This is a genomic window from Arthrobacter sp. Br18, from assembly GCF_000520555.1.
Classification (GTDB): Bacteria; Actinomycetota; Actinomycetes; order Actinomycetales; family Micrococcaceae; genus Arthrobacter_D.
In genome coordinates, this window is the sequence record NZ_KI914851.1 from 32,993 (window position 1) to 44,081 (window position 11,089).

Sequence of the window (11,089 nt, forward strand, 5' to 3'; positions counted from 1 at the left end):
GCCGGCCCGACTGCGGCGATTCGCCGTCGTCGGCCGCCGCCCGCTGCGCCGTCCGCGCATCGGACGTCCGTGGCGCCGGCACCAGGAGCAGGTCGGCAAGTGCGGATTCGAGGTGCTTCCGTGCAGCGCCGACCACGGGTGACAGGCGGGGCCGCCTATCCATGGCGGCGGATGCTCATCCGATCGATCCATTCGTCGGGAGCATGGATCTCCTGCTCGGTGGGGAGATTTCCCTCGGCCTCCCACACCAGGTTGAAGCCGTCCATGCCCGTCTGGTCCACCACCCGCCGCACGAACTTCGCGCCGTCGCTGTACTGGCGCATCTTGGCGTCCAGGCCCAGCAGCTGGCGGATGAGCTTCTCCAGGGGACCGCGGGATTTACCGCGGGCGTTGAAGCGGCGGCGGATCGTCTTCACTGTGGGGACGATGCTTGCGTCGACGCCGTCCATGACCACGTTCGCGTGGCCCTCGAGCAGGCTCATCACCGCCGTCAGGTGGGACAGGCGGGCCTTGTCCTCGGGATCCTGCAGGACCGAGAGGATGCCCATGTCCTGCCCGGGGCCGTCCCCGCCCGTTTTGCGCAGAGCACTTCCCCCCTTGGGCGCGGAGAGGGACTTCACGGCGTTGCCGAGCCGCTCCGAGAGGGTGTCCGCCTTGTCCATGAGGCCGGCGCTGAGCTCGGAGATGTGCCCGGTCATGTGGTCCTTCAGCCAGGGGGCGGCCGCGAACTGCACACGGTGGGTCTGTTCGTGGAGGCAGACCCACAGGCGGAAGTCCGACGGGTTGACGGAAAGCTCGCGTTCCACCGAGATGATGTTGGGGGCCACGAGCATCAGGCGGCCTCCCATTCCGTTGCGGGAGGGAACGAAGGGGTCGTACTGTCCCAGGACCTTGCTGGAGAGGAATGCCAGGATGGTGCCCAGCTGGGCCCCCGTCAGGGCAGATCCCAGGGTCATCGAGGCGGAACTGAACGCCTCGGGCCGGGTTTCGGCAAGATGGTCGAGCGCCGGTTCGAGCAGTGTCCGGAAGCTCTGGGCGTTGGCCTTGGCCCAGGACGCGCGGTCGACGACGAGCAGCTCGGAGTCCCGCAGGTCCCTCGCAGCGTCGAGCCGGGAGATGGCGTGGACGTGCCCCACCGAGGCGTCGGCGAGGTTCCGCAGGTTCTGGACTGCTCCGGCAATCTCCCGCGGGGACATCGTCGGGCCTGCCGGGGTGAGTTTCGCGGCGCTGCTGGCCGCCAGGTCCCAGTTGATGAGCTGGCGGCGGGGGGTGGACTGGACTGACGGACTGTTGCTCTCCATGCCCACCATTCGATCACATCCCCCTGGGGTAACCCTCGGGAATTCCTGCCTGCACTCGCAGGGACCCGAAACGTCGCCGGATCGTCCGCGGCCGGCCGTGCCTGGCGAACGGAATCAAGGATAATCTTCAGCAGCGCCCACCTCGCACAAGTACAGGGATGCGCGGTCCGACCGATATGTTGGGTGCTGAGATCAAACAGTAGACCGGATCATTTTTCTGAGGAGTTGCCATGCAGTTGGACGTCACGATTGAAATCCCCAAGGGATCTCGCGTCAAGTACGAGATCGACCATGAAACCCACCGTCTTCGCCTGGACCGTGTCCTGTTCACCTCGATGCAGTACCCCACGCACTACGGCTACTTCGAGAACACGCTCGGTGAGGACGGCGATCCGCTGGACGCGCTCGTGATGCTCCAGGACTTCGACCTCATTCCCGGTGTCCTCGTCGAGTCCCGCCCGATCGGCGTGTTCAACATGACCGACGACGGCGGCGGGGACGCCAAGGTGCTGTGCGTTCCGGTGGACGTGCGCTTCGACCACATCAGGGACCTCTCCGACGTGTCCGATTTCCTGCTTGAGGAGATCACGCACTTCTTCAAGAAGTACAAGGACCTTGAGCCCGGCAAATGGGTCGAGGCCGCCGAGTGGGCCGGGCGCGAAGAGGCAGAGGCCGAAGTCGAGGCATCACTGAAGCGCTTCAAGGACCACGGCGAGCTCAGCGAGGAGGACGAGCCCCAGGGACGCGGCGTGGAGTTCGAGGCCGACAACGCGACGAAGACCCCTGAGGGCCGCTAGCCACCCGGCCCGATCAACGTTAATGAGTTGATTGTGCCCGAGCCTGCCGCATACTTGACGCATGCAGTACGTCCTCACCATCAACCAGCGGGACTCCCGCGAGGTCGGCGACCTCGTTCCGGATCTTCTGAGGGCGCTGCGCCACTTTCCGGCGACGGTGCCTTTCCAGCGATCCGTCGGTGATGAGGTGCAGGGTGTCGTGGCGTCCGCGCAGACCGCCGTGGACGCTGCGCTCCGCGCCATCCGATACCGCCGCTGGCATGTCGGTATCGGAGCCGGGGGTATCCTCCCACCGGCTCCGGAGCGGATCCTCGACGCCCAGGGTTTTGGGCTGGTGTATGCACGGCGCGCCGTCGACCGGGCCCAGAAAACCGGTGAGCGGATCCCGCTTGCCGTCGAAGGGCCCGATGCTGAAGTCGCCGGCGAAGCCGAGGCTGTCCTGCGGCTGCTGGGCCGGATCGTCTACACCCGCACGGACGCCGAATGGACAGTCCTCGACCTGATGACCCCGGGCGCCCGCGGCCAGCAGAAGTTCATCGCGCAGGAGCTGGGCATCAGCACCCAGGCCGTCAGCAAGGCCGTGGTGCGGTCCCACTGGCTGGAGGAGCATGCCACCCGGCCGGCTGCTGCGAGGCTGCTCGACCTCGCCCATGGGCCTGCGTCGCTACCCGAGGCCGCGCTGGCGTACTAGACGAATCCCACACGCAAGGATCGCCATGCATGGCAGCGGGACGGAGGTGACCGCGGATCATCCGGAGTCCTTGACGTTGTGGGTCACCCTCCACACTGCTAGGTTTTTGGTGGTAGACCCACAGCGGCGTGCGGAGGCGGAAACATGAGCGACAAGATTCCCAGTGCAACCTCCCAGCAGGGGGGGCCGCCCACCACAGCGGACGGCGCACCGGATCGTTCCGCTGCCCGGCAGTGGCTGATGCGGGGCATCGGCGTCGCCGTCGCGTTGGCCATCTACCTTCTGCTGGGCGGCTCGGACCTCCCCAACGACGCACGCGTGGTTGCCGCGATCGCGGGGCTCATGGCCGTCTGGTGGATGACCGAGGCGGTGCCGCTGTCCGTCACCTCGCTGCTGCCGATAGTTCTGCTGCCTGCGCTGACGGCCGGAACAGCCGCAGAGGCAACCGCACCCTACGCGAATCCCATCGTGTTCCTGTTCCTGGGCGGTTTCCTCATCGCGATCGCCATGCAGAAGTGGAACCTCCACCGGCGCATCGCACTCCTCACCCTGCGCCGCGTGGGCACACACCCCCGCCGCATCATCCTCGGGCTCATGATCTCCACCGCGTTCCTGTCGATGTGGGTATCGAATACCGCCACCACCCTGATGATGCTTCCCATCGCGCTCAGTGTGCTCACCCTCGTGGTGGAGAACAGCCACGGGTCGACGGCAACCGAAGGCCAGACGAAGAAGGACCTCGCATCGGGGAAGTCCGTCAGCGACCTTGTCGACGACAAGGAGGTGCGGATCTTCGGGGTCGCCCTGATTCTCTCCATCGCCTGGTCGGCGACCATCGGCGGTCTCGGCACCCTGCTCGGCAGCCCGCCGAACGCCATCGTTGCCGGCTATATCAGCACGGAACTCGGTGAAACAGTGGGTTTCGTCGAGTGGATGCTCCTCGGCGTACCCATCGTCGTCGTGTTCATCGGGCTCGCCTGGCTCCTCATCACCCGGGTCATCTTCAAGTTCAACCTCGAGGAGATTCCCGGCGGCGCGGAACTGATCAATGACGAAATCCGGGCGCTCGGCCGAATGAGCCAGGGCGAGAAGACGGTGCTCGCGGTCTTCGCCGGTGCGGCATTCTGCTGGATCGTGCCGGGCCTCGTCTCCAACATCGGGGCCGTCAGTGAGGCGCTGCCATGGCTCGGATCGTTCGACGACACCGTGATCGCAATCGCCGCGGGAATCATCCTCTTCATGATCCCGGCCGACAAGAAGGGAAACATGACCCTTGTCTGGAAGGACGCCGAGGACGGCCTTCCCTGGGGCGTCCTCCTGCTGTTCGGCGGAGGCCTCTCCCTTGCGGCGGCTGTTGCCTCGACAGGCCTCGACGCCTGGTTCGGCGACCAGGTGAGCGGACTGGGTGCGCTGCCCATCATCCTGTTGCTCGCTGCCGTCGTCACGATCGTCCTGCTGCTCACTGAGATCACCAGCAACACGGCGACCGCGGCGACCTTCATCCCGATCCTGGGAGGAGTGGCCATCGGCATCGGCATGGACCCGCAGACCCTCCTCATCCCGGCAGCTCTCGCGGCCACCTGTGCGTTCATGCTGCCCGTCGGAACACCGCCGAATGCAATCGTCTATGCGACAGGGAACGTGAAGATCTCGGAGATGGTGCGGGGCGGCATCGTCCTGAACATCGTGGGTGTCATCCTCATCACGATGTTCACCGTCCTGATCGGACCGTTCGCCCTGGGCCTGGTGGAGACGCGCCTAGACCAGAGAGCGGAGCACCTTGGCTGCGCCGTCGTCGTACACCGACCCTGTGACTTCGGACGCCGCGGCGCGCACCTCCTCGGGAGCCTGCCCCATGGCGACGCCGCGCGCGGCCCAGCGGAGCATTTCGACGTCGTTGCGGCCATCACCCACAGCAACAGTCAGCTCCGGCTCCGTCCGGAGGTTCTGGCGCAGGAGCTCCAGCGCGCTCGCCTTGGTGACCCCCGATGCGGCGATGTCGAGCCACGCCGTCCACCCCACCGAGTAGGTGACCCCGTGCAGACCGATAGCAGCAACGGCCTCGCCGAACTCCTCGGCCGTGCTGTCCGTGCTGAAAACCACCACACGCACGGCCCTGGCGGCCAGCATCTCCTCGAAGTCGACGCTCTGGGCCTCGGAACCGAAACTGGCGTCCTGGAAGCTCTCGGTGGAGAGGAAGCGCCCACGGTCGTCCTCGAGGGCATACTTCGCGGCCGGAAGGCGTTCCCGCAGGGCGACCAGCGCGGGGCGGGGATCGAAGGTCACCCGTTCGATCACCTCGAACCCGCGAGGCAGCGACGGATCCACCCGCAGCGTCACTCCCCCGTTCGAACAGACCGCATAACCACGGGAGATGCCCAGCAGCTCCATCACCGGCAGGGTGGCGCCCAGCGACCGGCCGGTGGCGATGACGATTTCGTGGCCTGCCTGGAGGACGGCCCGTGCCGAGGACCTCACCTCCTCGGTCATGTTGCCCTCGTGATCCACCAGGGTGCCGTCGACGTCGAGCGCGATCAGGTACTTGGTGTGGCGCATTACAGGACCGGAAGAATCTCGAGGCCGCCCAGGTAGGGGCGCAGCGCAGCGGGCACGTTCACTGATCCGTCGGGGTTCTGGTGGTGCTCGAGGATGGCGACGATCCAGCGCGTGGTGGCGAGCGTGCCGTTGAGGGTCGCGACGGCACGCGTGCCCTTCTGGCCCTCTCCCGTCTGGCGCTCGCGGATGTTCAGGCGCCTCGCCTGGAAGGTGGTGCAGTTCGACGTCGAGGTGAGCTCGCGGTACGCGCCCTGCGTGGGGACCCAGGCCTCGCAGTCGAACTTCCGTGCCGCGGACATCCCGAGGTCTCCGGCAGCGGTGTCGATGACCCGGTAGGGAAGCTCCACCTTTGCCAGCATCTCCTCCTCCCAGGCGAGCAGCCGCTCATGCTCGGCGTAGGAATCCTCGAGGGAGGTATAGGTGAACATCTCCACCTTGTTGAACTGGTGGACGCGGATGATCCCGCGGGTGTCCTTGCCATGCGATCCCGCCTCCCGCCGGTAGCACGTGGACCAGCCGGCGTAGCGTAGGGGCCCGTTGCCGAGGTCGAGGATCTCGTCCGAGTGGTACCCGGCGAGCGCCACCTCGGAGGTTCCCACGAGGTAGAGGTCGTCCTCCTCCAGGCGGTAGATCTCGGCGTCGTGGGCTATGTCGAAGCCGGTGCCCTGCATCGTCTCGGGGCGCACGAGGGTGGGGGTGATCATGGGAGTGAACCCGGCCTGCACGGCCTGGTCCATGGCCATCTGAAGCAGGGCGAGTTCGAGCCTCGCGCCGACTCCCTTCAGGAAGTAGAAGCGGGAGCCGGAGATCTTCGCGCCGCGCTCCATGTCGATCGCGCCCAGCATCTCGCCGAGCTCCAGGTGGTCCCGCGGCTCGAAGCCCTCCGCCGCGAAGTCCCGGGGGACGCCCACCGTCTTGAGTACCTCGAAATCGTCCTCGCCGCCTGCCGGGACGCCGGTCTGGATGAGGTTGGGCACCCGCCGCAGCAGGGCCTCCTGCTCGACCTTGATGTCCTCTGCTGCACCAGCGGCCTGCTTGACCGACTGCGCGAGTTCCTTCACCTCGGCCAGGAGGGCCTGCTTCTGCTCACCCTTCGCCTGCGCCACCCGTTTGCCGAAGGCGTTCTGGCTGGCACGGAGGCCCTCAGAGCCTGTCACTGCCTCCCGGCGCCTGGCATCCAGCGCCACGATGGATTCCACGATGGATTCATCGGCACCGCGCGCACGCTGCGAGGCCCGGAACTGCTCTGGATTGGCGCGGAGTTCATTGACATCGATCACACCTTTAGCCTACCAACGGGCCGGGGCCCGTTATCAACGGCCCGAAGTGAAGCGCCGACGGGGAGCACACGCTCGACGCCAGGCGCGGAGGCGGGCGAAGGAACGGGGCAGTTCCCGGAGTGGCCGGTGCGCGTGCGACGACGTCGAAGATACGCTGCGGCTATCCTTGAGACACCATGCGCCCTCGACTGCTCGCCCTGACCGCCGCCGGCTCGGCAGCGGCCGCATCGGCGCAAAGCTGGTGGACGGTGCGCCGCTTCAACCATCCGCGGTCGGCCGCGTCCACCACCCACCCCGCCTTCCCGCCCTTCGCGGGCACCCAGCAGGTGGCGCTGGTTCTCAATCCGGTCAAGCTCCAGGCCCGGACGGCCCGCGCCCTCGTTGAGCAGGCATGTTCAGACGCGGGGTGGAACCCTCCGCTGATCCTCGAGACGACGGTGGAGGACCCCGGAACCGGGCAGGCACGCCGCGCCCTCGAAGCCGGAGCCGACGTCGTCATCGCCGCAGGCGGCGACGGCACCGTGCGCGCGGTGGCGCAGGCCCTCGCGCACCAGCCGGCGGCGCTCGGTCTGCTCCCCCTCGGAACCGGGAACCTGCTCGTCCGCAACCTCGGTCTGCCGTACTTCGACCTGCACGGCTGCATTCAGGCCGCCCTGCACGGGAATCAGCGACGGATCGACATGGGGCGCATCCATCTGCGGAACACGCGTACCGGAGTTGCGTCCTCCCACCCGTTCCTGGTGATGGGCGGGGTGGGCCTCGACGCGACGATTGTCGCGGCGACCAAGGACGACCTGAAGGAGAAGTACGGCTGGCTCGCCTACAGCGAAGCGGGGGTGCGGCATCTGCCCGGACGCCGGCAACGCGTGTCGATCAGCTTCGACGGGAGCGCCCCCCAGAGCAGGAAGGTGCGCAGTGTCCTCTTCGCGAACTGCGGGAAGCTGCCGGCCGGGATCGATTTCATTCCGGACTCCACCATCGACGACGGCTATCTCGACGTCGTGGTGATCAGCCCGCGCAGCCTCGCGGGGTGGTTCTGGATGGGCGTGAAGATTGTGCTGCGGCACCGGGGCGGCAGTCCCGTCATCAAGTACTACCGTGCGCGGGAGGCCACCGTCTGGGTGGCGGAGCCCACCGAGACCCAGCTCGACGGCGATCCCTCAGGCGCCGTGACGTCCCTGACCGTCCGGGTGGACGCCGACGCACTGCTGGTCCGGGTTCCTGCAGGAGAACCCGGACCAACGGCCTGACCGGGATATGTCAGGCGCGGTCGCGGTCGGTGTACTCGCCTTCGCCGTCCGGCGTGTCGACCAGGGGCTTGTCCTTGTCGGTGTACTCGCCCTCTGTCGCATGCTCCTGCGCTCCGGTGTAGCCGCGGTCATCATCGGCCGGTGCAGCACTGGTGTAGCTGCCCTCGGAGGCGGCTGCGGCCTGGGCGGTCGAGGTGTCGCCGTGTCCGGCCTGGTCGTTGATCAGGCCCTGCTCCTCGGCGAACCGGATGTCGTTCCCCTGGTCGCCGGCATCGCCGTGCCAGTTGGGATCGGACGTGGAGCCGTCACCCTTGTTCGGGTTGACGATGTGTCCTCCATGAGCGTTCTCGGTCATGATGCTGCCTTTCGTCGAAAGATGCGCTCCCGGCCGGGTGCCCGTGCTAAGCCTACTTAGCAATGGCCGCAGGGGAAAGCCGGTTACTTTCGGAGAAGTTCCTGGACCGCGTTTTCGGACGCCGTCATGCTCCCGACAGGTATGACCTCACCGCTCATGAACCGGTCGACGAGCCGAGGGTCGACGTACGAACTCCGTGCGACGGACGGCGTGTTGCCCAGATGGTCGGCCGCGGCGCGCATGGTGGCAGTGACGGCCTTCTGCCTCGCCGTGCGGCTTGTGGCCTTCAGGTCCTCCCGCGCGAGGGCCATGGCAGCGACCACCGTGGCCTGCCAGGTACGGAAGTCCTTCGCCGTGAACGGACCACCCGTGACCTGGCGAAGGAACTCGTTGAGCTGCGAGCCGTCCACGTGGTGCCAGGCCTCGTCAGTGGTGCGGTAGGCAAGCACCGTGTCGGCGTCCTCCCGGCGCATCATCGGGCGCAGTGCCGCAGCGAGGTCGTGATCCTCCAGCGTGGTGTCCCACTGCTGGCCGCTTTTCCCCGGGAAATTGAAGGTGATCACCGACCCCTCGATCGAGACGTGCTCCACCAGCAGCGTGGTCACCCCGAAGGAACCGTTGGCTTCGGCGTACTGGGCGGAGCCGATGCGCAGGGCGCCGGCGTCGACGATGCGCAGCGCCGCGGCGAACGCCCTCTCCCGCGTGGTTCCGTTGCTGCGGAGGTGCTGGGTAATGACCCGGCGGGCGCTCGGCAGCTTCGCTCCGAACTCGAGGGCGCGGTCGAATTTCTCGCGGTCCTTCTGCTCACGCCACGCCGGATGGTAGATGTACTGGCGGCGCCCCGCCTCGTCGGTCCCGAGGACCTGCACGTGCCCGTTGCGGTAGGGGGCTATCCAGACGTCCTTCCACGCAGGGGGAATGACGAGCTCCCGAACCCGCTCGAGTTCATCGCGGTCCTTCACCAGCTGGCCGTCCGGACCGCGGTAACTGAACCCCTTGCCGTGGCGCCTGCGCGTGATGCCGGGCCTGCGGGTGTTGCTGCGGCGCAATCGAGCCATGACGGAACCCAACCTTGGAGGAGCGTGCCGGACGAGGAGAACCACATCATGGTAGGCCTACTTTGCATGGCCCGGCAGTACGTGGAGGAAACGGCCTGCCGGTTGACGCGGGCGGCCTCAGCGGCCCTGCAGGATCCCCGCGACCCAGGAGTCCGCGGCGGTGAAGGCACCGTCCGAGGTGCGGGGCGCCACGACATGGCGGCGCCTGTCGGCCCGCGGATAGGATCCGAGGAACCGGAGTCCGGGGCTGATGCGGTGCAGCCCCTTCAGCGCATCAGTGATGCGCGCGTCTGCTGCGTGGCCCTCGGCGTCGATGCTGAAGAAGTAGTCCCCCAGGAACTGGCCCGTCGGACGCGATTCGATGCGGCTGAGGTTGACGCCGCGTGCCGCGAACTGGTCAAGGATCTCCATCAGCGCACCGGGGTGGTCCTCGGGGAGCGGAATCACCAGTGTGGTCTTGTCGGCTCCGGTGGGCGCCGGCAGCGGGCCGGGGCGGCTGACGAGGATGAAGCGCGTGACGGCGTCGGAGTTGTCACCGATATCATCGGCAAGCACCGACAGGCCCAGGCGGGCGGCCAGGGCGGGTGAGCAGATCGCGGCGTCGTACCCGCAGTTCTCAGCAAGAAGACCGTAGCCGGCGGCCGCGGTCGACGGCGATGGCAGATATTCCGCCTTCTCGATGTGGGTATCGGCCCAGGACCGGCACTGCGCCCAGGCGTGACCGTGGGTGGAAATCCGCCGCACCCCTGACAATGCCGGCGCCGTGCCGGGCCGCGCCGCCAGCACGAAGGTGATCGGCACCAGCTCCTCCCGCACGATGCGCAGCGGATCGCCCACGGAGATCGCGTCGAGGGTTGCCGAGACCCCGCCCTCCACCGAGTTCTCGATCGGCACCATGGCGCCGTCGACGTCGCCGGACCTCACCAGCTGCAACGCTGCAGCAACCGTGGACGCAGGCACCCTGCGTGCAGATTCCGCTCCCGGCACCTGCAGCAGCGCGGCTTCGGTGAAAGTACCCCGCGGACCGAGGTAGGCGTAGGAGGGAGACGTACTCAAAGGACGGTGGGCTGGTTGCCCGACTCCGAGACCATGGGCCTGCCCGCCTCCAGCCACGCGCCCATGCCTCCCGCTACGTTGACCGCACAGTATCCGTTGCCCACCAGCCATTCGCCCGCGCGCTGCGAGCGGACGCCGGTGCGGCAGATGACGTGGAGGCCCTCATCGGGGTCGAGCTCAGTGAGCCGTCCCGGAAGCTGGTCGAGCGGGATGTGGAGCGCGCCTTCGACATGGCCCGCTGCCCACTCGTAGTCCTCCCGGACATCCAGGATTTTCGCATGGTTGCTGACGGCCTCCACCGGTACGTTCTCGAGCTCACTCACCTGGGGCCTCCCTTTCGTTGGTTTCGTTGCCGTTCGATTCGTAGCCGTTCGATATGTTGCCGACGGATCCGGACCGGGTGCAGGAACCCCACCAGGCGACATCCCAAGCCTATAGTGGGAACGGACGTCGGGCACCGCACCGGAAGCGCCGACCGTAATGGACCAGGGGTTTCAATGGCAGCCGACGGATCCACGCGGCGACCCCGCGCAGCACGGGGAGAGTCTCCCTGTGAGTGAACTGCATGAGCTGTCCGCCCTGACCCTCCGCAATGCGCTGGCGCGGGGTGCAATAGGCGCGAGGGAGGTCACTGAGCACTTCCTCCGCCGGATCGACGACCTCAATCCGCACCTCGGTTCGTTCATCACCGTGACGCATGATGCGGCGCTGGCGGGGGCGGACGCCGCCGATGCGCTGCGCGCAA

Annotated in this window: 10 protein-coding genes and 2 pseudogenes; 5 read left to right on the forward strand and 7 right to left on the reverse strand. The window is 67.3% G+C overall.

The window, feature by feature from the left end:
• Nucleotides 1-155: 155 nt before the first annotated feature.
• Entirely contained in the window at nt 156-1,301 is a 1,146-nt protein-coding gene (locus tag Y704_RS0105295) for a zinc-dependent metalloprotease (RefSeq protein ID WP_026549343.1), read from the reverse strand.
• Between the two features lie 230 nt (nt 1,302-1,531).
• Between Y704_RS0105295 and Y704_RS0105300 the strand changes: the two genes are divergently transcribed.
• The 3 genes and pseudogenes from Y704_RS0105300 to Y704_RS19165 form a co-directional block, all read left to right on the forward strand.
• Nucleotides 1,532-2,098: an inorganic diphosphatase gene (locus tag Y704_RS0105300; protein WP_026549344.1), complete on the forward strand. Its 567-nt coding sequence runs from the start codon at nt 1,532-1,534 to the stop codon at nt 2,096-2,098.
• Between the two features lie 61 nt (nt 2,099-2,159).
• On the forward strand, nt 2,160-2,789 hold the full coding sequence (locus tag Y704_RS0105305) for a hypothetical protein (protein ID WP_026549345.1): 630 nt from the start codon (nt 2,160-2,162) through the stop codon (nt 2,787-2,789).
• Nucleotides 2,790-3,029: 240 nt separating this feature from the next.
• Nucleotides 3,030-4,499 (forward strand): annotated as a pseudogene (locus tag Y704_RS19165) (SLC13 family permease); the annotation flags it as partial.
• Nucleotides 4,500-4,547: 48 nt separating this feature from the next.
• On the opposite strand, the gene Y704_RS23265 reads toward Y704_RS19165, so the two are convergent.
• Together Y704_RS23265 and serS are read right to left on the reverse strand one after the other, a co-directional pair.
• Nucleotides 4,548-5,345, reverse strand: a complete 798-nt coding sequence (locus tag Y704_RS23265) for an HAD family hydrolase (protein WP_081747424.1) — start codon at nt 5,343-5,345, stop codon at nt 4,548-4,550.
• Nucleotides 5,345-6,625, reverse strand: a complete 1,281-nt coding sequence (gene serS / locus Y704_RS0105320) for a serine--tRNA ligase (RefSeq protein WP_026549346.1) — start codon at nt 6,623-6,625, stop codon at nt 5,345-5,347. The genes Y704_RS23265 and serS overlap by 1 nt, the downstream gene beginning before the upstream one ends.
• Nucleotides 6,626-6,801: 176 nt before the next feature.
• Between serS and Y704_RS0105325 the strand changes: the two genes are divergently transcribed.
• On the forward strand, nt 6,802-7,875 hold the full coding sequence (locus Y704_RS0105325) for a diacylglycerol/lipid kinase family protein (protein ID WP_026549347.1): 1,074 nt from the start codon (nt 6,802-6,804) through the stop codon (nt 7,873-7,875).
• Nucleotides 7,876-7,885: 10 nt separating this feature from the next.
• Here the strand turns inward: Y704_RS0105325 and Y704_RS19170 are convergent, their stop codons facing one another.
• The 4 genes from Y704_RS19170 to Y704_RS0105345 form a co-directional block, all read right to left on the reverse strand.
• A complete protein-coding gene (locus tag Y704_RS19170) occupies nt 7,886-8,230 on the reverse strand; it encodes a hypothetical protein (RefSeq protein ID WP_035771689.1) in 345 nt (114 codons plus the stop codon).
• Between the two features lie 83 nt (nt 8,231-8,313).
• Nucleotides 8,314-9,288 carry a DNA topoisomerase IB gene (locus tag Y704_RS0105335; RefSeq protein ID WP_026549348.1) on the reverse strand — a complete coding sequence of 325 codons (975 nt, stop codon included), beginning with the start codon at nt 9,286-9,288 and terminating at the stop codon, nt 8,314-8,316.
• A 117-nt stretch (nt 9,289-9,405) separates the two neighbouring features.
• Nucleotides 9,406-10,344: a prephenate dehydratase gene (gene pheA / locus Y704_RS0105340; RefSeq protein WP_026549349.1), complete on the reverse strand. Its 939-nt coding sequence runs from the start codon at nt 10,342-10,344 to the stop codon at nt 9,406-9,408.
• Nucleotides 10,341-10,667: a rhodanese-like domain-containing protein gene (locus tag Y704_RS0105345; RefSeq protein ID WP_026549350.1), complete on the reverse strand. Its 327-nt coding sequence runs from the start codon at nt 10,665-10,667 to the stop codon at nt 10,341-10,343. Before Y704_RS0105345 ends, pheA begins: the two co-directional genes overlap by 4 nt.
• A 229-nt stretch (nt 10,668-10,896) precedes the next feature.
• On the opposite strand from Y704_RS0105345, the pseudogene Y704_RS24370 reads away from it, so the two are divergent.
• Nucleotides 10,897-11,089 (forward strand): annotated as a pseudogene (locus Y704_RS24370) (amidase); the annotation flags it as partial.

Coding starts and splice junctions, on each gene's coding strand:
- Y704_RS0105295 (WP_026549343.1), bottom strand. CDS start 1,301: ATGGAGAGCAACAGTCCGTCAGTCCAGTCCACCCCCCGCCGCCAGCTC.
- Y704_RS23265 (WP_081747424.1), bottom strand. CDS start 5,345: ATGCGCCACACCAAGTACCTGATCGCGCTCGACGTCGACGGCACCCTG.
- Y704_RS19170 (WP_035771689.1), bottom strand. CDS start 8,230: ATGACCGAGAACGCTCATGGAGGACACATCGTCAACCCGAACAAGGGT.
- Y704_RS0105325 (WP_026549347.1), top strand. CDS start 6,802: ATGCGCCCTCGACTGCTCGCCCTGACCGCCGCCGGCTCGGCAGCGGCC.
- Y704_RS0105305 (WP_026549345.1), top strand. CDS start 2,160: ATGCAGTACGTCCTCACCATCAACCAGCGGGACTCCCGCGAGGTCGGC.
- Y704_RS0105300 (WP_026549344.1), top strand. CDS start 1,532: ATGCAGTTGGACGTCACGATTGAAATCCCCAAGGGATCTCGCGTCAAG.
- Y704_RS0105335 (WP_026549348.1), bottom strand. CDS start 9,288: ATGGCTCGATTGCGCCGCAGCAACACCCGCAGGCCCGGCATCACGCGC.